This window comes from Rothia halotolerans (assembly GCF_004136635.1).
Taxonomy (GTDB): domain Bacteria; phylum Actinomycetota; class Actinomycetes; order Actinomycetales; family Micrococcaceae; genus Rothia; species Rothia halotolerans.
In genome coordinates this window covers 707,681-728,771 of record NZ_NOIU01000002.1, presented here as the reverse complement: position 1 = coordinate 728,771, position 21,091 = coordinate 707,681, and the positions used below count along the sequence as shown (strand labels likewise).

19 protein-coding genes and 2 tRNA genes are annotated in these 21,091 nt (G+C 72.0%); 14 read left to right on the top strand and 7 right to left on the bottom strand.

Annotation, left to right across the window (positions count from 1 at the left end; translation table 11 throughout):
• The first annotated feature begins 6 nt into the window (after positions 1-6).
• The 6 genes from EWV39_RS08310 (at position 7) to EWV39_RS08285 (ending at position 5,485) form a co-directional block, all read left to right on the top strand.
• The gene (locus tag EWV39_RS08310) at positions 7-765 is read left to right on the top strand and encodes a glutamine amidotransferase (protein ID WP_129658545.1); all 759 of its coding nucleotides are present in this window, start codon (positions 7-9) and stop codon (positions 763-765) included.
• Positions 766-768: 3 nt separating this feature from the next.
• Complete coding sequence (locus tag EWV39_RS08305) at positions 769-1,851, top strand: DMT family transporter (RefSeq protein WP_129658543.1); 1,083 nt, start codon at positions 769-771, stop codon at positions 1,849-1,851.
• On the top strand, positions 1,848-2,906 hold the full coding sequence (locus EWV39_RS08300; protein WP_238148186.1) for a phosphotriesterase family protein: 1,059 nt from the start codon (positions 1,848-1,850) through the stop codon (positions 2,904-2,906). The genes EWV39_RS08305 and EWV39_RS08300 overlap by 4 nt, the downstream gene beginning before the upstream one ends.
• Positions 2,903-3,856 carry a ribokinase gene (locus EWV39_RS08295; protein WP_129658541.1) on the top strand — a complete coding sequence of 318 codons (954 nt, stop codon included), beginning with the start codon at positions 2,903-2,905 and terminating at the stop codon, positions 3,854-3,856. Before EWV39_RS08300 ends, EWV39_RS08295 begins: the two co-directional genes overlap by 4 nt.
• Positions 3,857-3,969: 113 nt before the next feature.
• The gene (locus tag EWV39_RS08290; protein WP_129658539.1) at positions 3,970-4,530 is read left to right on the top strand and encodes an LOG family protein; all 561 of its coding nucleotides are present in this window, start codon (positions 3,970-3,972) and stop codon (positions 4,528-4,530) included.
• 43 nt (positions 4,531-4,573) lie between these two features.
• Positions 4,574-5,485, top strand: coding sequence for a macrolide 2'-phosphotransferase (locus EWV39_RS08285; RefSeq protein WP_129658537.1), 912 nt, complete (start codon positions 4,574-4,576; stop codon positions 5,483-5,485).
• Between the two features lie 64 nt (positions 5,486-5,549).
• Here EWV39_RS08285 and EWV39_RS08280 read toward each other — a convergent pair whose 3' ends face one another.
• Positions 5,550-6,200, bottom strand: coding sequence for a mismatch-specific DNA-glycosylase (locus EWV39_RS08280; protein ID WP_129658535.1), 651 nt, complete (start codon positions 6,198-6,200; stop codon positions 5,550-5,552).
• Between the two features lie 174 nt (positions 6,201-6,374).
• On the opposite strand from EWV39_RS08280, the gene EWV39_RS08275 reads away from it, so the two are divergent.
• Entirely contained in the window at positions 6,375-7,124 is a 750-nt protein-coding gene (locus EWV39_RS08275; protein ID WP_129658533.1) for an SDR family NAD(P)-dependent oxidoreductase, read from the top strand.
• An 88-nt stretch (positions 7,125-7,212) separates the two neighbouring features.
• Here the strand turns inward: EWV39_RS08275 and ybaK are convergent, their stop codons facing one another.
• On the bottom strand, positions 7,213-7,710 hold the full coding sequence (ybaK, locus tag EWV39_RS08270; protein ID WP_129658531.1) for a Cys-tRNA(Pro) deacylase: 498 nt from the start codon (positions 7,708-7,710) through the stop codon (positions 7,213-7,215).
• 353 nt (positions 7,711-8,063) lie between these two features.
• Between ybaK and EWV39_RS08265 the strand changes: the two genes are divergently transcribed.
• Positions 8,064-9,575 carry an SLC13 family permease gene (locus tag EWV39_RS08265; RefSeq protein ID WP_129658529.1) on the top strand — a complete coding sequence of 504 codons (1,512 nt, stop codon included), beginning with the start codon at positions 8,064-8,066 and terminating at the stop codon, positions 9,573-9,575.
• Here EWV39_RS08265 and EWV39_RS08260 read toward each other — a convergent pair.
• On the bottom strand, positions 9,572-10,180 hold the full coding sequence (locus tag EWV39_RS08260) for a TMEM175 family protein (RefSeq protein ID WP_238148184.1): 609 nt from the start codon (positions 10,178-10,180) through the stop codon (positions 9,572-9,574). The two genes, EWV39_RS08265 and EWV39_RS08260, sit on opposite strands and share 4 nt — an antisense overlap.
• A 512-nt stretch (positions 10,181-10,692) precedes the next feature.
• Between EWV39_RS08260 and ettA the strand changes: the two genes are divergently transcribed.
• Entirely contained in the window at positions 10,693-12,375 is a 1,683-nt protein-coding gene (gene ettA, locus EWV39_RS08255; protein WP_129658525.1) for an energy-dependent translational throttle protein EttA, read from the top strand.
• 297 nt (positions 12,376-12,672) lie between these two features.
• Here ettA and EWV39_RS08250 read toward each other — a convergent pair whose 3' ends face one another.
• Positions 12,673-13,545: an acyl-CoA thioesterase gene (locus tag EWV39_RS08250; protein WP_129659239.1), complete on the bottom strand. Its 873-nt coding sequence runs from the start codon at positions 13,543-13,545 to the stop codon at positions 12,673-12,675.
• Between the two features lie 206 nt (positions 13,546-13,751).
• On the opposite strand from EWV39_RS08250, the gene EWV39_RS08245 reads away from it, so the two are divergent.
• On the top strand, positions 13,752-14,402 hold the full coding sequence (locus tag EWV39_RS08245; protein ID WP_129658523.1) for a DUF8010 domain-containing protein: 651 nt from the start codon (positions 13,752-13,754) through the stop codon (positions 14,400-14,402).
• Between the two features lie 73 nt (positions 14,403-14,475).
• Here the strand turns inward: EWV39_RS08245 and EWV39_RS08240 are convergent, their stop codons facing one another.
• Complete coding sequence (locus tag EWV39_RS08240; RefSeq protein WP_129658521.1) at positions 14,476-14,877, bottom strand: globin; 402 nt, start codon at positions 14,875-14,877, stop codon at positions 14,476-14,478.
• 70 nt (positions 14,878-14,947) lie between these two features.
• The gene (gene pepN, locus EWV39_RS08235) at positions 14,948-17,500 is read right to left on the bottom strand and encodes an aminopeptidase N (protein ID WP_129658519.1); all 2,553 of its coding nucleotides are present in this window, start codon (positions 17,498-17,500) and stop codon (positions 14,948-14,950) included.
• A 154-nt stretch (positions 17,501-17,654) separates the two neighbouring features.
• Between pepN and EWV39_RS08230 the strand changes: the two genes are divergently transcribed.
• Entirely contained in the window at positions 17,655-18,152 is a 498-nt protein-coding gene (locus EWV39_RS08230; RefSeq protein ID WP_129658518.1) for a ribose-5-phosphate isomerase, read from the top strand.
• A gap of 28 nt (positions 18,153-18,180) precedes the next feature.
• Positions 18,181-19,098, top strand: a complete 918-nt coding sequence (locus tag EWV39_RS08225) for an Fpg/Nei family DNA glycosylase (protein ID WP_129658516.1) — start codon at positions 18,181-18,183, stop codon at positions 19,096-19,098.
• 174 nt (positions 19,099-19,272) lie between these two features.
• Here the strand turns inward: EWV39_RS08225 and EWV39_RS08220 are convergent.
• Positions 19,273-19,343: transfer RNA gene (locus EWV39_RS08220), tRNA-Gly, on the bottom strand.
• Between the two features lie 148 nt (positions 19,344-19,491).
• Between EWV39_RS08220 and EWV39_RS08215 the strand changes: the two genes are divergently transcribed.
• Together EWV39_RS08215 and tig are read left to right on the top strand one after the other, a co-directional pair.
• Positions 19,492-19,564 (top strand) — tRNA-Pro (locus tag EWV39_RS08215).
• A gap of 138 nt (positions 19,565-19,702) precedes the next feature.
• Positions 19,703-21,049 carry a trigger factor gene (tig, locus tag EWV39_RS08210; RefSeq protein WP_129658514.1) on the top strand — a complete coding sequence of 449 codons (1,347 nt, stop codon included), beginning with the start codon at positions 19,703-19,705 and terminating at the stop codon, positions 21,047-21,049.
• Positions 21,050-21,091: the final 42 nt, after the last annotated feature.

Sequence of the window (21,091 nt, the reverse complement as noted above, 5' to 3'; positions counted from 1 at the left end):
TCCCACATGGCAAAAGTCCTCCTGGCGGGCGAATCATGGGTCAGCGCGACCATCGACCACAAGGGCTACGACCCGTTCCCGCACACACAGGTGAACATCGGTTGCGCACGGCTGCTCGAGGCGCTGCGCGAGCGCGGCCACGAGGCCACCCACCTGCGCTCCCACGACGTCGCGGAGTTCTTCCCGCTGACCCGCGAGGAGCTCGAGCCGTACGACGTCGTCCTCCTCTCCGACATCGGCGCGAACACGCTGCTGCTGCCCCCGCGGGTCTTCGACCAGGGCCGCCCGGCGCCGAACCGCCTGCATCTGCTCCGGGACTGGGTCCGGGACGGCGGCGGCCTGATGATGGCCGGCGGCTACCTCTCCTTCCAGGGCTTCCGCGCGATGGCCGGCTACTCCGGCACCGCGATCGAGGAGATCCTGCCCGTGAGCATCCCCCGCTGGGACGACCGCGTCGAGTCGCCGCAGGGCGTCTGCGGCACCGTCACCGAGCCCGGGCACCCCGTCACCCGGGGACTGGACCGGGAATGGCCGATCCTGCTCGGCTACCAGCAGCTGGGCCTGAAGGAGGACGCGACGCTGCTGGCCGAGGTCGAGGGCGACCCCCTGCTCGCCGTGCGCACCGAGGGGGAGGGCCGGACCCTCGCCTTCACCTCGGACATCTCCCCCCACTGGGCTCCCACGGAGTTCATGGACTGGGCCGGCTACGGCGCCCTGTTCGACCAGGCCGTCACCTGGCTCGCGGGCCCCGCGGGCGAGGAGTGACCCATGGCCGCCGACACACGCGTCGTCCATGACCGTCCCCCGGCCGTGCGGACCGCCTCGGTGGGCGTCTTCGCTCTCCTGACCGTCCTGGCCGGGACCCTGAGCCCCATGCAGTCCGCCGTGAACGGCCGCCTGGGCACCGACCTCGGCGACGGGCACCTCGCCTCGGTCGTCTCCTTCGGCACGGGGCTGATCCTGATGCTGCTGATCGTGCTGCCGCGGCGGCGGACCCGCAGCGCCTTCCTCGCGCTGCCCGGGCAGCTGCGGCGCGGGGCGATCCCGTGGCCGAACTTCTTCGCCGGGCTCTCCGGCGCCGTCATCGTCCTCTCCGAGGGCGTCTCCGCCGACCTGCTGGGGGTCGCGACCTTCCAGACCGCGCTGATCTCCGGCATGGTGATCTCGGGCGTGGTCTGCGACCGGCTGGGGATCGGCGTGCGCTTCAAGCAGGCCCTCAGCGCCTTCCGCATCGGCGGGGCGGTGCTCGCGGTCGCCGCGACCGTGCTGGTGGTCTCGCCGAGCTTCGAGGTGCCGCACGCTCTGGCGCTCGTGGTGCTGCCCTTCGTGGGCGGGCTCCTCGCCGGGTGGCAGCCGGCCGGGAACTCGAACGTCGGGCGGCTCTCCGAGTCGATGCTGGTCGCGATCACCTGGAACTTCCTCATCGGGTTCATGGCCCTGACGCTGGTGCTCGTCGTCCGGCTCCTGCTCGGCGCGGCGACCTTCTCGCTGCCGGACACCTGGTGGATGTACCTGGGCGGGCCGCTGGGCCTGGCCTCGATCGCGCTGATGGCCCTGCTCGTCCGGAGGCTGGGCCTGCTGCTGCTCGCCCTGGCCTCCACGGCGGGTCAGCTCATCGGGTCGATCCTCATCGACTCGCTGATCCCGGGGATGGGCACGGTGCATGTGGTCACGGTCCTCGGCGCGCTGGTCGCGCTGATCGCCTCCGGCATCGCGATGATCCCCTCGAAGCACGTCCGCTCGCGTCCCTCCGCGGGGCCGGCGGACGCCCAGGGGGCCATCGGGGCCGACGCCGGGATCGACGACGGCGGTGCCGGCGTCGACGTCGAGGAGAGAGGAGGCGCCCGGTGAGCGAGCGCAGGCCCACGGTCACGACCGTCGCCGGCGAGGTGCCGGCCGAGGAGCTCGGCGTCGTCCTGCCGCACGAGCACCTCTTCAACGACCTGACCGGATGCGTCGCCGAGCCCTCCTATCCGTTCAGCCGCCCCCTCGCGGGGGCGGCCGTCACGGCGGGGCGTCAGTGGGCGCTGAAGCAGGACCCGTACTGCTGCGCGGACAACGTCGCGCCCAAGGACCCCGAGAGCGTGGCGGGGGAGGTCTCCGCCTTCCTGGCGGCGGGAGGCCGGACCATCGTCGACGCCACGGGGTCCCCGGCCATCGGCCGCGACCCGCGGGCGCTGCGCGGGCTGTCCGAGCGGACCGGCGCGCACGTGGTGATGTCCACCGGCTCCTACCTCGAGAAGTTCGAGGGGGAGCGGATCACCGCCCGTTCGGTGGAGGAGATCGCGGCGCTGATGCTCGAGGAGCTGCGCGAGGGCGTGGGATCCACGGGCATCCGGGCCGGCATGATCGGCGAGGCCGGCGTCTCGCCGGAGTTCACCGCCGGGGAGCGGGCCTCCCTCCGGGCCGCCGGGATGGCCCAGAGCGCCTCGCGGGGCACCGCCCTGAACATCCACATGCCCGGCTGGCAGCGGCGCGGGCACGAGGTGCTCGACGTCGTGCTGGAGGAGATGGGGGCCGAGCCGGCGAAGGTCTCCCTGGCGCACAGCGACCCCTCCGGCGCCGACGTCGACTACCAGCGCAGCCTGCTGGACCGCGGCGTGTGGCTCGAGTTCGACATGATCGGCCTGGAGGTCTCCTTCCCCGGCGAGGGGGTCTCACCCTCCCTCGACGCGACCGCCGACGCCGTCGCCGGCCTGGTGGACCGCGGCTACGGCCCTCAGATCCTCCTCAGCCACGACCTCTTCCTGAAGCAGATGTGGAGCACGCTCGGCGGCAACGGCTTCCTCCTCGTCCCGACCGTCTTCCTGGAGAAGCTGGTGGAGCGCGGGGTCGACCGCGTCCAGGCCCGCTCCCTGATCACGGACAACCCCCAGCGCTACCTCGGATCGGCGGTACCGGCATGACAGACACGCGGCATCGGGCCCCGACCCGCGAGACCCCCGAGCGGATCCTCGTGGTGGGCTCCGTCAACCTGGACCTCTCCCTGAGCGTCGGCAGGCACCCCTCGCCCGGGGAGACCGTGCCGGGCGGCTCCTCGAGCCGCTCTCCCGGCGGCAAGGGCGCCAACCAGGCGGTCGCGGCCGCCCGGCTCGGCGGGGACGTGGCCCTGGCAGCCCGGGTGGGCGCCGACGAGACCGCCGAGCAGGCGCTCTCCCTGCTGCGGGACTGCGGGGTGGACCTCACCTGGACCTCGGCGGACCCCCGCCGGGAGACGGGGCTGGCGGTCGTCACCGTGGACCGGTCCGGGGAGAACAGCATCGTGGTCGTCCCGGGGGCCAACGGCTCCTGGTCCGTGCGGGACGCGGCGGGGCTGGCCGAAGCGCTGGGCCGCAGCGGGGTCCTCGTCTGCCAGGGCGAGATCCCCGCCCCCGTGCTGGACGCCCTGGGCGAGGCGGCGCGCGCCGAGGGCGTGCGGTTCCTGCTGAACCTCGCGCCCGTGGTCGACGTCGCCCCCGGCACCCTGCGCGCCGCGGACCCGCTGGTGGTCAACGAGTACGAGGCCCGGCTGGCCCTGCGCGCGCTGGGCTGCGGCGACTCCGGGGTGGACGACGCCGCGGTGGTCCGCGCCCTGCGCGGGGCAGGCGTCCCCTCGGTGGTGATGACCCGCGGGGCCGCCGGCGCGCTCGTCAGCGGGCCGGGGACCGAGGCCGCCGTCCCCTCCCCGCGGGTCGTCGCCAAGGACACCACGGGCGCGGGCGACGCGTTCGTGGGCGCGCTCGCCGTGGGCCTCGCCCGCGGCGAGGGGCTCGAGGAGGCCAGCCGCCTGGCGGTCAGGGTGGGCGCCGCGGCGGTCCGCTCGAAGGGCGCGCAGGCCTCCTACCCGTGGGCGGGGGAGGCGCTGCCGGAGGTCTGAGCGGGGCCGGCCCGCGACCCAGCGGGCCGACCCGCGGACCGCCGGCGTCGCCCTCCGAACCCGCGACCCGCCGGCGTCGTACCGATCCCGCGGCGGCATGAGAGCATCGAACGGTGCGCATAGCTATATACACGGGAGCATCAGAAGGCAACGACGCGCGGTGGGTCCAGGCCACGCGCGGGCTGGGCGCCGCCCTCGCGGCGGAGGGCCATGCGATCGTCTACGGCGGGGGAGCGCGGGGGCTCATGGGAGTCCTCGCCGACGCCGCCCTGGAGGCCGGCGGCGAGGTCTACGGCGTCATCCCCCAGAGCCTCGTGGACGCGGAGATCGCGCATCCGGGGCTGACCGAGCTGGAGGTGGTCTCCGGGATGGGGCCGCGCAAGGCCCGCATGGCCGAGCTCGCCGACGCGATGGTCGCGCTGCCCGGCGGCGCCGGGACCCTGGAGGAGTTCTTCGAGGTCTGGACGGCGCAGATGCTGGGCCTGCACCGCAAGCCGGTCGCGCTCTACTCGCCCGACGGCTTCTGGCGCCGGCTCGAGGAGCTCCTCGACGAGATGCGCTCGCAGGGCTTCCTCGCCGACGCCGCCCGCCGGAGCCTGATCTCCGTGGACGGCCCGGAGGACCTCCTCGCCCGGCTGCGGGACTGGGAGCCTCCCAAGCCCCGCTGGGCCTGAGGGGTCCAGCACCCGACCGCCCCGATAGGGGAGAATGGCGGGCATGACGACTCCCGACGCATCCGACCGAAGCGCCGAGACCGCGGCGCTCGCCGCCCGCCACGGCCTGAGCATCGACCCCGGCAGCCTGCGGTTCGTCGAGGCCGGCCTCGACTACCGGGTCGCCTTCGCGACCGCCGAGGACGGGCAGGAGTGGGTGCTGCGCATCCCCCGCCGGGCCGACGTCTCGGAGAAGATCGCCGGGGAGGAGCGCATCCTCCGCCTGGTCAGAAGCAGGCTCAGCGCCGCCGTCCCGGACTGGCGCATCCGCGGCCGCGACCTGATCGCCTACCCGAGCCTCCCCGGCGAGCCGGGACTCACCCTCGACGCGGACGGCCAGCCGGTGTGGCACTTCGACCGCGAGGACCCGGACTACGCGCGCTCGCTCGGGCGCCTGGTCGCGGAGCTCCACGGCATCGACGCGGCGCGGGCGCAGGAGGCGGGCGTCCCGGTCCAGTCCGCCGAGGCGGTCCGCCGGGAGTGGGCAGAGCGCCTCGAGCGGGTCTCCGAGGCCTTCCCGATCGACGCCGCGCTGCTCGGCCGCTGGAGGGCCTGGCTCACCGACGACGGCCTGTGGCCCGAGTACACCGCCCTCACCCACGGCGAGCTGTACCCCGCCCACCTGCTCCTGGCGCCGGACGGCGGCATCCTCTCGGTGCTGGACTGGACCACGGCGGGCGTGGGCGACCCGGCGCTGGACTTCATGTACCATCACATGCTCTCGACGCCGGAGACCTTCCGCACGGCCACGGCCGCCTACGAGGAGGCCGCCGGCCGGCTGCCCCGGCGCCTCGTCGAGCGCTGTGAGGCCCTGCAGGCCGCCGGGCCGCTCAACTACGCGGAGTACGCCCTGACCACCGGGGAGCCGGAGCACCTGGCCGCCGCCCGGGCCCAGCTCGACCCCGCCGGGGAGTGAGCGGACGGGCCGTCCCGGTCTCGGAGACCGCGACCGCTCGATGCCGAGGCGCCGTCCCCGAGTCCTAGCGGCGATCCCCCTCCTCGACCGCCTCCCAGACCGCGCGCCACTTCTCGGCGAGCGTGTCGATGTTCTCGTGCGCGTTCAGGCCGCTGGGCTGCGGGACCACCCACAGCGGCACGTCGGCCGGCCATCCCTCGACCGACGCCGTGTCCTGCCGGCCCAGCGACGCCTTGGGCAGGGAGAAGGCGGTGCGGAAGGCAGTGATCCCCGCGACCGCGACGACGCCGGGGCGCAGCCGCTCGGCCATCTCCACGACGCGCTCGCCGCCGGCCCGCAGCTCCTCGCGGGTGAGCTCGTCGGCGCGGACCGTGGCCCGGCCCACCAGGTTGGTCAGCCCGATGCCCCGGCCGGTCAGCTGCGCCTCGTCCTCGTCGGAGAGGCCGGTGGACGCGTCGACGACGTGGTCGGTCAGGCCGGCGCGGTGCAGGGAGGGCCAGAAGCGGTTCCCCGGCCGGGCGAAGGGGGCATTCACGGCCGCCGTCCACAGCCCGGGGTTGACGCCCACCATGAGCAGGCGGAGGGGCGTGCCGGGGCCGGGCATGACGTCGTCCATGACGTCCGGGGCGTCGGTGGCGAAGCGGGCGAGCTCGTCCTTGGCGGGCCTGCGGCCGCCCAGGGGAGAGGGTCGGCGGGAGGAAGCGGGGATGTCCATGGATGGCACTGTATCGCGCCGAACCTCCTCCACAGGTGAGGAACCAGACGGTTCCCGCCTCGGTGTCCGAGCGTAGGGTGAGGAATGAGCGGTCCGGCGGCCGGATCCCTCGGGGTCGGCAGCGCGCCGCGACCGCTCACGGTTTTCGAGACGTCGTCCACGAAGGAGAAGGACATGGAATTCACGGATCGCGCAGCACTGGTCACGGGCGCCGGATCGGGCCTCGGGGCGGCCATCGTCAAGGAGATCGCGCGCCGCGGCGCGAAGGTCCTGGTGACCGACATCAACCTGGAGGCGGCACAGGGCGTCGCCGAGGAGATCGAGGCCTCCGGCGGCGTCGCGAGCGCCTACCGCCTGGACACCACCAAGCCGGAGGAGCACGAGGCCGCGGTGCGGCACGCCGTCGAGACCTTCGGCGGGCTGAACTACGCGGTGAACAACGCCGGCATCACGCCCAAGACCGGCCGGGTCGGCGAGCTCGATGTCGGGGACTGGGACCGCGTCGTCGACATCAACCTCAACGGCGTGCTGTACGGGATGCGCCACCAGATCCCGGAGATGCTCAAGCACCCGAAGGAGTCGGCGATCGTGAACATGTCCTCGATCCACGGGCAGACCGCGGTGCCGGGCGCCGCGGCGTACGCGGCCACCAAGCACGCCGTCGTCGGGCTGACCAAGAACGCCGGCGTCGAGTACGGCCCCGAGGGGCTGCGCGTCAACGCCGTGGGGCCCGGCTACGTCAGCACGCCGCTGCTGGAGAACATGGAGGAGGACCGGTACAACGCGCTGGCGGCCAAGCACGCCATGAACCGCCTCGGCACCCCCGAGGAGGTCGCCGCGCTGACCTGCTTCCTCCTCAGCGACCAGGCGAGCTTCATCACCGGCAGCTACCACCTGGTGGACGGCGGCTACAACGCCTGGTGACGCCTGACCGGCGTCCCGAGCACCCCAGCCGCCCCGGTCCGGGCGTCCTTCCGGCCTGGGCATCAAGGCGGCGGCGGAGCCGCTCGGATCACTCCTTGGCCAGGGCCGCGTACTCGCCGCGGGTCAGCCGCAGCAGGTCGGCCGGCGCGAGCTCGATCTCCAGGCCGCGCCGGCCGCCCGAGACCATCACGGTCTCGTAGGCGGCGGCCGAGTCATCGAGCAGGAGCGGCACGGGGGTCTTCTGGCCCAGGGGGGAGATGCCGCCCAGCACGTATCCGCTCCGCCGCTCCGCGTCCCGGGGGTCGGCCATCGAGGCCGTCTTCCACCCCATCGCCGCCGCGGCCCGCTTGAGGTCCAGCTGGGAGGGGACAGGGACGACGGCGAGCGCGTAGCTCCCGTGCCCGGAGATCATGAGCGTCTTGAAGACCCGGCCGGCCTCGACGCCGAGCTTCCGGGCGGCTTCGGCGCCGAACGCGGCCGAGTCCTCGTGCTCGTAGGAGTGGATGCGGTGCTCCACCCCGGCTCGCTGCGCCTGGGCGACGGCGGGGGTGGAGGCGCCGTGCGCCGCGGACTTCTTCTTCGACACGCTCACTCCTGGATGACGGGGACGGGGGAACCTGGCCTCGGGATCGGGATCGGGATCGGGATCGGGATCAGCCTCGCTTCCAGGCCCAGGCCCAGGCCCGGAGGCGGACCCGGGTATGAGCCCGGCCCGACCGGAGGCACGCCTCCACCGTAGCCCCGCCGAGGGGCGCCGTCCCACGTTCCGATATCGTCGGGGGCGGCGATGCCCGGCATCGGGCCCTTTGGTATCGTTCGGCGGGATCATCCGCACCCCCGGCGCCTCGCGTGGAGGGGGCGCGCGGCGTCTCCGCGCCCGGTCGGCACAGTCCATCCGGGGGAGGCGCCGTCGGACCCACCACCGCAGAGGAGCGGCGCATGCCCCTGAGCGTGACCATGACCAAGACCGCCGAGGCATCCGAGGCCTCGGCGGGAGACCTCGCCGAGGGGCTCGCTCCCCGCACGCGGAACATCCGGTACGCCGGCCTCCTGCTCGGCGCGCTGCTCGCGGTGACTGCCGGGCTGGCCATGCCGCAGGACGTCTCCCACGAGGCCCGGGTGACGGCCGGCGTCGTGGTGCTGATGGGCGTCTGGTGGATCACGGAGGCCGCGCCCCTGCCGGTCACGGCGCTCCTGCCGCTCGTGCTCTTCCCCGCCTTCGGGGTCACCACGATGGACGAGCTCGCGCCCTCCTACGCGAGCCAGATCATCTTCCTCTTCCTGGGCGGCTTCCTCCTGGCCCTGGGGATCCAGCGCTGGAACCTCCACCGGCGGATCGCGCTGCTGGTGGTGCTCGCCGTCGGGACCCGGCCGACGCGGATGATCCTGGGCATGATGATCGCCACCGCCGCGCTGGGCATGTGGGTCTCCAACACCGCAACGGCGCTGATGATGATCCCGCTGGGGCTCTCCCTGGTGGGGCTGATCGAGGACCAGGACGGCGTCGCGCGCAGGTCCCGCTTCGGCGTCGGCCTGATGCTCGGGATCGCCTACTCGGCCACGATCTCCGCCTTCGGGACCATCATCGCGACGCCGGGCAACGTCTTCGTCGTCGGCTTCATCAGCGAGAACCTCGGATACACCGTCACCTTCCTGCAGTGGATGGCCTTCGGCATCCCCTTCACAGCGGTCTTCCTCCTCGGCGGCTGGTTCCTGATCGCCAAGGTCATCTGGCGGCCCGAGATCGACGAGCTGCCCGGCGGCCGCCAGCTCTTCCTGGACGAGCTGTCCAAGCTCGGCAGGATGTCCGCGGGGGAGAAGCTCATCTCGCTGGTCTGCCTCGGCGCCGCGCTCTCGTGGATCCTCGTGCCGCTGGTCTTCGACGACCCCTGGGCCACCGACGCCGTGATCGCGATGATCGCGGGGCTCGCCGCCTTCCTGATCCCCGCCCGGGCGGCCGAGGGCGTGATGCTCATGGACTGGGGCACCGCGCGGGAGATCCCGTGGGGCACGCTCATCCTCTTCGGCGGCGGTCTCGCGCTCTCCAGCCAGGTCACGGCCACCGGCCTCTCCGACTGGGTCGGGGAGTCGTTCTCGGGGCTCGGCGGGCTGCCGTTCTGGCTCGTGCTCGCGGTCATCCTCCTGGCCGTGCTCGCGCTGACCGAGATCACCAGCTCGATGGCGACTATCGCGACCTTCGTCCCCATCGTCGCCGGGGTGGCGAGCGGGATGGGATACGACCCGGTCCTGCTCGCGATCCTGGTCACCCAGGCGTGCCAGTGCGCCTTCATGCTGCCGGTGGCGACGGCGCCCAACGCGATCGCCTTCGGCTCGGGCGCGGTGAGCATCCGCCAGATGGTGAAGACCGGACTGTGGATGAACGCGCTCGGCTTCTGCCTGATCATGGTGCTCGCCTTCACCCTCGTCCCCTGGGCGGTGGGCGGCGCCTAACCTGAGGAGGCGCCGGACCCGCTCTCCCGCCCCGCATCCGCCCGGCCCCCGCGGCGGATGAGCGCGATGACCGGCCCCTCCAGGAAGAGCAGCAGCAGCCAGTAGGCCCCGACGCCGGGGAGGGCCACCGCGAGCACCAGGGCGAGCAGAAGCAGCGCTGCCCCCGTCCACAACTCGAGCGCCGGCAGGCGCGCCCCCTCCCGGATGAGCCCCGCGCGCTCCAGGACGACCCGCTCCAGGCGCAGCGCGACCGAGCCGACCAGCATGGTGCCGATGTAGACCCCGAGGGCGAGCGGGTCGCCGCCGTCTCCGGTGAAGTCCAGGACGGTCGCTACGGGCAGGAACACGATCGAGGCGAGCCACAGCACCTCGAGGTGCAGCACGGCGGAGGTGTACCCGAGGGCGTCGGCGAACAGCCAGTGGTGGGCCCTCCAGAAGACGGCGATCACCGCGAAGCTCAGGCCCGCCGAGACCAGGTCCAGCCACCCGGAGGAGAAGTACTCGCCGGCGCTGCGCGCCTCGGTCGCCCGGTCCACCAGGGGCAGGACCACCAGCGTGATGGCGATCGCCACCACGGCGTCCCCGAAGGCGACGACGCGGTCCACGTGCCGCTCCTCGCCCCGCCGCCGGCTCCTGCTCTGTGATATGCCTCTCATGAGAACACAGTAGTCCCCGGGCAGCGAGGTGGAAGCGGTTCCCGGAAAGCGCCCACCCGGTCCTGGCGCGGGGCTCTCCCGGCGTCGTCGGGCCCTTCCCGATGACGCCGGGCGGAGACCGCGCTCGCCGGCGACCCCGTGCGGGGCTTTGGGGCCGGATTCTTCCCCGCGGGGGCCGAGGCGAGGCGCTCGGGCCGGCCGGGCGCCCTTCCGGGAACCGCCTGCCAGACACTCTACGGACCGCCCCGGGGAGGGTGAGAAGCGGATCACTCCGCGGCATCGGGCGAGGTGGTGACGCGGGCCATGCCATCGCGCCGGACGTGACAGTGACGCATACTACGCTCTCGCCCCGGACAAGACGGTGACGCGGACCACACTCTCGCTCCGGGCGGGACGGCGACGCGGGCCGGGCCGCCCCGACCGCCTGACCGCGGGCGCCGGCGCATAGTAGCCTGGAACGCATGGCTGAATTTATCTACACGATGTCTAAAGCTCGCAAGAAGGTGGGCGACAAGGTCATCCTCGATGACGTGACGATGTCGTTCTACCCCGGCGCCAAGATCGGCGTCGTCGGCCCCAACGGCGCCGGCAAATCCACGATCCTGAAGATCATGGCCGGGCTCGACACGCCCTCCAACGGCGAGGCGCGGCTGAGCCCCGGCTACTCGGTCGGCATCCTGCTGCAGGAGCCGCCGCTGAACGAGGACAAGACCGTCCTGGGCAACGTCGAGGAGGGCGTGGGCGAGATCAAGTCCAAGCTCGACCGGTACAATGAGATCTCGGCCGAGATGGCCGACCCCGACGCGGACTTCGACGCGCTGATGGAGGAGATGGGCACGCTCCAGACCGACATCGACGCCGCCAACGCGTGGGACCTGGACAGCCAGCTGGCCCAGGCGATGGACGCCCTGCGCTGCCCCCCGGGCGACGCCGACGTCAAGGTCCTCTCCGGCGGTGAGCGCCGCCGCGTCGCGCTGTGCAAGCTCCTGCTGCAGAAGCCGGACCTGCTGCTGCTCGACGAGCCCACCAATCACCTCGACGCCGAGTCCGTGCTGTGGCTCGAGCAGCACCTCGCCAGCTACCCCGGCGCCGTGCTGGCCGTCACCCACGACCGGTACTTCCTGGACCACGTCGCCGAATGGATCTGCGAGGTCGAGCGCGGCCGCCTGCACGGCTACGAGGGCAACTACTCCACCTACCTCGAGACCAAGCAGAAGCGCATGGAGGTGCAGGGCAAGAAGGACGCCAAGCTCTCCCGGCGCCTGAAGGACGAGCTCGAGTGGGTCCGCTCCAACGCCAAGGGCCGCCAGACCAAGTCCAAGGCCCGTCTGAACCGTTACGAGGAGATGGCCGCCGAGGCGGAGAAGACCCGGAAGCTGGACTTCGAGGAGATCCAGATCCCGCCGGGACCGCGGCTGGGCCAGCAGGTCATCGAGGCGGAGCACCTGCAGAAGGGCTTCGAGGGGCGCAGCCTCATCGACGACCTCTCCTTCTCGCTGCCGCGCAACGGCATCGTCGGCGTGATCGGTCCCAACGGCGTCGGCAAGACCACCCTGTTCAAGACCATCGTGGGGCTGGAGCCGCTCGACGCCGGCGAGCTCAAGGTCGGCGAGTCGGTCAAGATCTCCTACGTGGACCAGAACCGCTCCAGCATCGACCCCGAGAAGTCGCTGTGGGAGGTCGTCTCGGACGGGCTCGACTTCATCCAGGTCGGCCAGGTCGAGATGCCCTCGCGCGCCTACGTCTCGGCGTTCGGGTTCAAGGGCCCGGACCAGCAGAAGAAGGCCGGCGTGCTCTCCGGCGGCGAGCGCAACCGCCTGAACCTCGCGCTGACCCTCAAGCAGGGCGGCAACCTGCTGCTGCTGGACGAGCCGACCAACGACCTCGACGTCGAGACCCTGAGCTCGCTCGAGAACGCGCTGCTGGAGTTCCCCGGCTGTGCCGTGGTCGTCTCCCACGACCGGTGGTTCCTCGACCGGGTCGCGACCCACATCCTCGCCTGGGAGGGCACCGAGGAGAAGCCGGACAACTGGTACTGGTTCGAGGGGAACTTCGAGGCCTACGAGGAGAACAAGGTCGAGCGGCTCGGCCCCGAGGCGGCGCGACCGCACCGCTTCACCCACCGCCGCCTGACCCGCGACTAGTCGCCTCCAGCGGGCGGCCCGGCTCCCACCGGACCGCCCGGGGCCCGCGACGCCGCCGACCGGCCCATCAAGGGCGGCCAGCGAGCTCGCGGGCCCGCAGGGCGAAGGCCCCGGCTCTCTACCGAGCCGGGGCCTTCGCGCATCTGGGGGAGCTTCCCCGTGGGAGAGAGGCCCCCGCCCCTCGACGACCTGTAGGACGGCTCGTCCTCGGCGCGCGGCGGGAACCCCGATCGCAACCTCCTGGAGAGGACCTTGACCCCTCCACTGAAGCACCCTTGGGAAGCCTCCGGAGGCCCCTCAGGCGCCCTTGCGCCCCTCCTCCGGCGTCGTCGGCTTCGGAAGCCGCACCAGGCCCTCCTGGGCGGTGCTGGCGACCAGCCTCCCCTCCCTGTCGAAGATGCGCCCGCCGGCCAGGCCGCGCGCGCCGGAGGCGGTGGGCGAGCTCTGGACGTAGAGCAGCCACTCGTCGGCGCGCGCCGGCCGGTGCCACCAGATCGCGTGGTCCAGGGAGGCCATGCTCATCCCGATCTCCGCCCACGAGCGGCCGTGCCGGCGCAGGATCGGGTCCAGCGGCGTGTAGTCGGAGGCGTACGCGATCGCCGCGCGGTGGATCCGCGGGTCGTCGGGCAGGCTGGAGTAGGTCTTGAACCACACGGCGTTCTCCGCCGAGCGCTCGGCGGAGGGCCGCAGGTAGATCGGCTCGGTCACGTAGCGCAGGTCGAAGGGCCGGCCGCGCACCACCCGCTGGGCCAGGGGATGGTCGATGTGCCCCCAGAGATCGGCCGCGCTGGGCAGGCTCTCCGGGTCCGGGATGCCCTCGGGCATCCGCTCCTGGTGCTCCAGGCCCTCCTCCTCCGACTGGAAGGAGGCGATGCAGGAGAGGATCACCTTCCCCTCCTGGTAGGCGTGCACCCGGCGCGCCGAGAAGGAGCCGCCGTCGCGCATGCGCTCGACGCCGAAGGTGATCGGCCGCGTCACGTCGCCCGGCCGCAGGAAGTACCCGTGCAGGGAGTGGACGGCGCGATCCTCGCCGACCGTCCGCGCGGCCGCGATCACCGACTGCCCCAGCACCTGGCCGCCGAAGATCCTGCGGGTCTCCGGGCCCACCGTGCGGCCGACGAAGATGTCCTCCGTGGTCCGCAGGGGCTCGGAGGGCTCCAGATCCAGCATGCTGAGCAGGGCGTCCGTGGGGTCGAAGTCGCCTTCTGGCGTGCGATGGTCGTCGAAAGTGTTCACGGTCACCACTGTATCGCCGCGCGTCCGGTCCTGCCGGCCGCCGCGGCGTGTTCACGCCCCGCAATACGGTGGCCGCCCGCACCGGCGTCGGGCGCATAATGGGGGAGACCTCCCGTACCCCACCGCAGAACGGTTGCCCCGTGCCCGACGCATCGATCACCCTCGCCGACCCCGCCCAGTCGAAGGACCTCGCCACCCTGCTCTCCCGGGCCCGGTCCATCGACGACGACGCCGCCGTGCGGCTGCAGGCCCGCGGCGCCGTGCTGGCCGCATGGGTCCCGGTGATGAGCGGAGAGACGCTGCTGGAGCGGGTCCCCACCGTGCTGGGCATGCGGGCCCTGCACCTGGCCGGGCCCGCCGAGGTGGACCTCACGGTGCAGGCCTCGGCGATGCTGGACCGGCTGGCGCGGCAGGAGAAGACCGAGGGGGAGATCGCGCTGCCGCCCGTCGAGGTGCGGGCGGCGTGGGCCGGCGTCGTCCCGCCCGCCTCCGGATGGCAGCGGGCCGGGGCGGTGGGCGCCGAGGAGATCGACGCCGCCTCCCGTGAGGGCATGAGCGCCGTGGAGGCCGCGCTGCCTGCCAACCCCGGGGCCGCCGTGCTCAGCACGGTGCGCTCGCGCATCTGGGGGACCCTCGACGAGCGCGGGTTCGTCACCGGCGCCGCCTTCGGCGCCACGGTGCTGGGCTTCAACGACGACGCCCTGGGCTTCACGCTGTTCACCAGCGGCCCCTGGAGCCGGCTCAGCAACCGCAACGGCCACATCCTGGCCCGCAGCCCAGCGGCGCTCTGAGAAGCGGCGCGGATCCATCCAGCGGCGCGCGGATGGGCGCTTCTCGGGCGGATGAGGCGCGAGCGGAAGCCGCTCAGCCGGGCGTGTTGGTCATCGCCCGCGCGGCGCGCTCGAAGTAGTCCCACATCAGCCCGTCCAGCATCGGGGGCAGCTCGAGGACGTCCAGCGACTCGCGCATGCAGCGCAGCCACTTCTGGCGGGCCGCGGCGTCGATCCTGAAGGGCGCGTGCCGCATCCGCAGGCGGGGGTGCCCCCGCTGCTCGCCGTAGGTCGTGGGGCCGCCGAAGTACTGCTCGAGGAACATCTCCAGGCGCACGCGCGCGGGCTCAAGGTCCTCCTCCGGGTACATCGCCGCGAACTCGGGGTCGGCGGCCACGCGGCCGTAGAACTCGGTGGTCAGCCGGTGGAACGCGGCGTGGCCGCCGATCTGCTCGTACAGGCTGGGGGAGGGACGCGAAGAGGCCGGGTGTTCCATAGGCCCCACATCCTACGGCACACCCGGCCTCGCGCGGGGCCTGACGACGTCGCGCCCGGCCCCCAGCCGGTCACATCTCGCCGGTCTCGTCCGCCGCCTGGACCCGCAGGGCCCGCTCGATGCCGTCGCGGCCCTCCATCACCTGACGCCGCAGCGATGCCTTGCTATCGTCCAGGCCGGTGAGGAACTGCTCCGAGGCCTCCAGCACGTCCCGGTCCACGACCTGCGGGAAGAGCCCGCCGATGATCTGCTGCGAGATCTCATGGGAGAGCTCCCCCCACACGCCCTCGATGGACTCGAAGTACCGGGTGATGAACGGGCGCAGCAGGGAGTTCCTGCTGGTGTTGTTGAAGCCCGCGATCGCCGAGCGCTGGATGACGTTGGGCAGCTCGTGGCGCTCCACGACCTGCGCCCAGACCTCCTCCTTGGCCTCGAGCGTGGGGATCGAGGCGCGGGCCTGCGCGGCGCGCTGGGCGCCGGTGGAGGTGTTGTCCCGCGCGGCGGCGGCGTCGATGTCCTCGGCCCCGCGGCGACCCGCGGCGACCAGGGCGATGAGCAGCTTCCACTCGAGGTCCTGGTCGATCTCCAGGCCCTGAAGCGAGGTCTCGCCGCCCAGCAGCGCCTCGAGGGCGTCGAGGTGCTCCTCGGTCGCGGCGTGCTGCGCGAAGGCCTGGACGAACTGCAGCTGACGGTCCGAGCCGGCCTCGGCGCCCCGGGAGATCTCCCAGAGCCGCTCCGCCGCCTTCTCCCGGGTGTCCTGCTGGGCGTCCGGGCGGACGTAGAGCTTGAGCGTGGTCGCGAGGTTGCGCAGCTGGGTCAGGATCGTCGTCGAGTCGGTCTCGGCGTCGATGTTGTTCAGCACCAGGTCCACGAAGTGGCGCGCGGGGACCTGGCCGTCGCGGGTCCCGTTCCACGCCGCGCCCCACACCACGGCGCGCGGCAACGACTCCTCGAAGTCCCGCAGGTGCTCCACGGCGACGTCGAAGGACCGCTCGTCCAGGCGCACCTTGGCGTAGGCGAGGTCCTCGTCGTTGAGCAGGACCAGGTCCGGGCGGGGGCGGCCGGCGACGTCGGGCACCTCGGTCCGCTCGCCGTCGACGTCGAACTCCACGCGGTGGGTGCGCACCAGCGCCCCGTCCCGCAGGTCGTAGAAGCCGGCGGTCATCCGGTGCGGGCGCAGCGTCGGGTGGTCGTTGGGAGCGGTCTGGATGACCTCGATCCGCTGGATCGCCCCCTGCTCGTCGGTCTCCACGGCGGGGGTGAGGGTGTTGACGCCGGCGGTCTCCAGCCAGGCCTCGGACCACGAGGCCAGCTCGCGGCCGGAGGTGGCCTCGAGCTCGACCATGAGGTCCTTCAGCGTCGCGTTGCCCCACGAGTGCTTCCCGAAGTAGGCGGTCAGCGCCCGCATGAACTGCTCCTGGCCGACCCAGGCGACCAGCTGCCGCAGCACCGAGGCGCCCTTGGCGTAGGTGATGCCGTCGAAGTTGACCTGGACGTCGTGCAGGTCCCGGATCGGGGCCATGATCGGGTGGGTCGAGGGGAGCTGGTCCTGCCGGTAGGCCCAGGTCTTCTCCATCGCGGAGAAGGTGGTCCAGGCGTGGTCGAAGCGGGTGTTGGCGACCGCCGCGAGGTGGGACATGAACTCCGCGAAGGACTCGTTGAGCCAGAGGTCGTTCCACCACTTCATGGTCACCAGGTCGCCGAACCACATGTGCGCCAGCTCGTGCAGCACGGTGATCGCGCGGCGCTCGATCATCGCCTCGGTGGTCTTGGACCGGAAGATGTAGTCCTCCACGATCGTCACGCAGCCGGCGTTCTCCATGGCACCGGCGTTGAACTCGGGCACGAAGAGCTGGTCGTACTTCTCGAAGGGGTAGGCGACGCCGAACTGCGCCTCGTAGAACTCGAAGCCCTGCTTGGTCAGCTCGAAGACCTCGGCGTGGTCCAGGTAGCCCATCAGCGAGCGGCGGGCGTAGACGGCCAGCGGGATCCTCCGGCCGTCGGAGGAGGTCAGCTCGTCGGTCACGACGTCGTACGGCCCGGCCACCAGCGCGGTGATATAGGAGGAGATGCGCGGGGTCGTCTCGAAGGTCCAGACGGAGCCGCCCTCCCCGGCCTCGGTCGAGGCGACCGGCTGGTTGGAGACCACCGTCCACTGCTCCGGGGCCCTCACGGTGAAGGAGAACTCCGCCTTGAGGTCGGGCTGCTCGAAGACCGCGAACACGCGGCGGGAGTCGGGCACCTCGAACTGGGAGTAGAGGTAGACCTCCTGGTCCACGGGGTCCACGAAGCGGTGCAGGCCCTCGCCGGTGTTGGTGTACAGCGCGTCGGCCACCACGGTGAGCTCGTTGCGCTCGGCCAGGTCCGGCAGCTGGATCCGCACGCCGTCGGAGACCTCCGCCGGATCCAGCTCGCGGCCGTTCAGCGTGACGCTGCGGACCCGGTCGGTGATCGCGTCGATGAAGGTCGAGGAGCCGGCGACGGCGTCGAAGACCACGGTGGTGGTCGAGGGGAAGACCCGCTCGGAGACGGTCAGGTCCACCGTCACGCTGTAGGATTCCACGCGCGTGACGACGGCGGCCCGCTCCTCGGCCTCCTGGCGCGTCAGATTCAGTCCTGGCATGTCGACACCTTTCGGAAAGGAAGTTCAGGTCGTTGGGATCAGGTTATTACACGCAAGCCGGTACTGTTGGCCCTGGGCGTCCCGGTACCGCTGGCAGAGAACAGGCCGGGCCCCCGAGCAGCCACCGACAACACATCACGGAACGGGACGAAACGTGCGCATCCACATCGCGACGGACCACGCGGGACTAGAGATCAGCCGGTACCTCATCGCATCGCTGACCGAGGCGGGCTACGAGATGGTCGACCACGGACCGCAGGACTACGACCCGCTCGACGACTACCCCGCCTTCTGCATCGACGCCGCGCTGGCCGTGCGCGAGGACCGGGAGGGCGGCCAGGACTCCCTGGGCATCGTGCTGGGCGGCTCCGGCAACGGCGAGCAGATGGCCGCCAACAAGGTCCACGGGATCCGCGCGGCGCTGGCCTGGAACGCCGAGACCGCGGCCCTGGCGCGCGAGCACAACAACGCGCAGGTCGTGGCGGTCGGCGGCCGCCAGCACAGCCGGGAGGAGGCGCTGGAGATCATCAAGATCTTCCTGAGCACCGAGTTCCCGGGGGAGGAGCGACACGTGCGCCGCATCGGCCAGATGGAGGAGTTCGAGGCCACCGGCCGGATCCACGGGCACCGGCTGGGCACGGAGGCCCGGTGACCGCCGCGGCGCGGCCGGGGGCCTAGGGATGCCCGAGGGCCACTCGATCCACCGCGTCGCCACCACCTTCCGCGAGAGCTTCGTGGGCGAGGAGCTGGCGGTGAGCAGCCCGCAGGGCCGCTTCGGCCAGGGCGCCGCCCTGCTCGACGGCCAGCAGGTCGAGCGCTCCTACGCGCACGGCAAGCACTTCTTCCTCGAGTTCGGGAACCGGCTGACGCTGAACGTGCACTTGGGCATGTATGGCGCCTGGACCTTCGGCGGGGACGAGCAGTTCGTCGCCGCCTCCTCGATCGGCGCGCCCCGGCGGATCGGCGAGCAGGAGGTCGACGGCGGGGAGGCCGAGGCCCGGGCGTACCTCGAGCCGCCGGCCCCGCGCCCGACGACGCGGGTGCGGCTGGCCTCCCGGCACGGCTACGCCGACCTGGTGGGGGCGACGACCTGCCGCGTCCTGGAGCCGGCCGGCGTCGCGGCCCTGCGCGCCCAGCTCGGACCGGACCCGCTGGACCCCGAGGCCGACCCGGAGCCGTTCTACGACGCCTGCTCCCGCACCTCCCGGCCCATCGGGGCCGTGCTCATGGACCAGAAGGCGATCGCCGGCATCGGCAACATCTTCCGGGCCGAGAGCCTGTTCCGGGCCGGGGCGAACCCCCACGTCCCGGCCCGCCGGGTGCCGGCGGAGACGCTGCGCCTGCTGTGGCGGGACAACGTGACGCTGATGGGCATCGGCATGGAGCTGGGGCGGATCGTCACCACGGCCCCGGAGCACCGCCCGGGCATCCCCGCCCAGCGGGCCTGGCGGGAGCACGCCAACTACGTCTACCTGCGCCAGGGGCGGGACTGCCGGGTCTGCGGGCGGGACGCGATCGTCGTCGAGGACATGGGCGGACGCAAGCTCTACTGGTGCACCGTGTGCCAGGCGGGGGAGGGCGGCGCGCCGGTGGGCTGAGGGCTCGACGGGCTGCTCGGGTCGGCGGACGGCTCGTCCCGGTGGACGCAGCGGCCCGGGCCATCCCGCCGTACGGGGGCCCCGGGACCGCAGGCGGACCTGAGGACCGGTCCTGCACGCGAAAGCGCCCGGGCGGCCTGATCATAGGCCGCCCGGGCGCTTCGGCTCTCGCGGAGGGGATGACGGGAATCGAACCCGCGTAATCAGTTTGGAAGACTGAGGCTCTACCATTGAGCTACATCCCCGCAGGTGCACGTCGATGCACGCCCCTAGCGGGACTCATTCATATAACCCCACCCCGCCGCGCATCGTCAAATCGCCCCGGGGAGCCCGTGTCCGTGCCGCCGGAGTTCGCAAAAGGAATGCGAGCCGCTAAACTGGCGTTTGCCTTCACGGGGCGTAGCGCAGTGGCTAGCGCGCCTGCTTTGGGAGCAGGAGATCGCAGGTTCGAGTCCTGTCGCCCCGACGTTCGAACGGCAGATCCGCCGCCCGAGGGCGTGGCGTCTTCACGCGACGTCGTGCGCTGCGGCATTTGACCCACTGAATGTTGACCATGTGCCGTGCAACCGCGGGGCACCAACCGAGCTGTAGGAGATCCACGGAAGTGAAGACCAACGTCGAGAAACTGAACCCCACCCTGGCCAAGATCCAGGTCGACGTCCCCTTCGAGGAATTCAAGCCGCATCTCAACAAGACCTACAAGGACCTGGCCAACCAGATCCAGCTCCCCGGCTTCCGCAAGGGCAAGGTGCCCGCCTCGCTGATCGACCAGCGCGTCGGCTTCGACTTCGTCGTCGAGAACGCCCTGAACGACGGCCTCAACGGCTACTACCAGCAGGCGCTGACCGAGAACGAGCTGACCCCGCTGGCCCAGCCCGAGGTCGAGGTCCTGGCCAAGCCGGACGCCGAGAACCGCGAGGCCGACATCTCGGTGTCCATCGAGGTCACCGTCCGCCCCGAGGTCGAGCTGCCCGACTACGCGGGCCTCAAGGTCGAGATCGACGCCGCCGAGGTCACCGCCGAGGACGAGCAGAAGGCCCTGGACGACCTCCGCGGCCGCTTCGGCACCCTCAAGACCATCGAGCGCCCGGCAGCCGAGGACGACTTCGTGACCCTGGACCTCCAGGCCTCGATCGACGGCGAGGAGGTCGACGCCGCGAACGACCTGTCCTACCAGGTCGGCGCCGGCACCATGCTCGAGGGCCTGGACGAGGCCATCACCGGCCTGTCCGCCGGCGAGGACGCCACCTTCGAGAGCAAGCTCTCCGGCGGCGAGCACTCGGGTGAGGACGCCGTCGTCAAGGTCAAGGTCACCGCGGTCAAGGAGCGCGAGCTGCCCGAGGCCGACGACGACTTCGCCCAGCTGGCCTCCGAGTTCGACACGATCGAGGAGCTGAAGGAGGACCTCAAGAAGCAGGCCTCGCAGTCCAAGCTCGCCGAGCAGGGCAACGCCGCCCGGGACAAGGTCCTGGACCAGCTGGTCGAGATGATCGAGGTCCCCGTGCCGGAGAAGGTCGTCGAGGACCAGGTGCAGCAGCACTTCGAGAACCCCAACGCCGAGGCCGACCACGACTCCGAGGAGCACCGCTCCGAGGTGCGCGAGAACACCGCGCGCGCCTTCAAGAACGAGGTCATCCTCGACGCCATCGCCGAGAAGGAGGAGCTCGGCGTCGAGCAGTCCGAGCTCATCGAGTACATCATCTCGATGTCCTCGCAGTACGGCATGGACCCCAACCAGTTCGCGCAGATGCTCGACTCCTCCGGCCAGGCCGGCATGATGGTCGGCGAGGTGCGCCGCTCCAAGGCTCTGGCCAAGGTGCTCGAGCAGGCCGAGGTCGTGGATGCCAACGGCGAGACCGTGGACCTCTCCTCCGTGATCAGCCCCGCCGGCGAGGAGGCCGCCGCCGAGGCCGAGGCCGAGCAGGAGCCCGCCGAGGCCGAGGAGAAGTAACCTCTCCCTCCGGCACGCCCGGGCCGCTCCGGCGGCCGACGA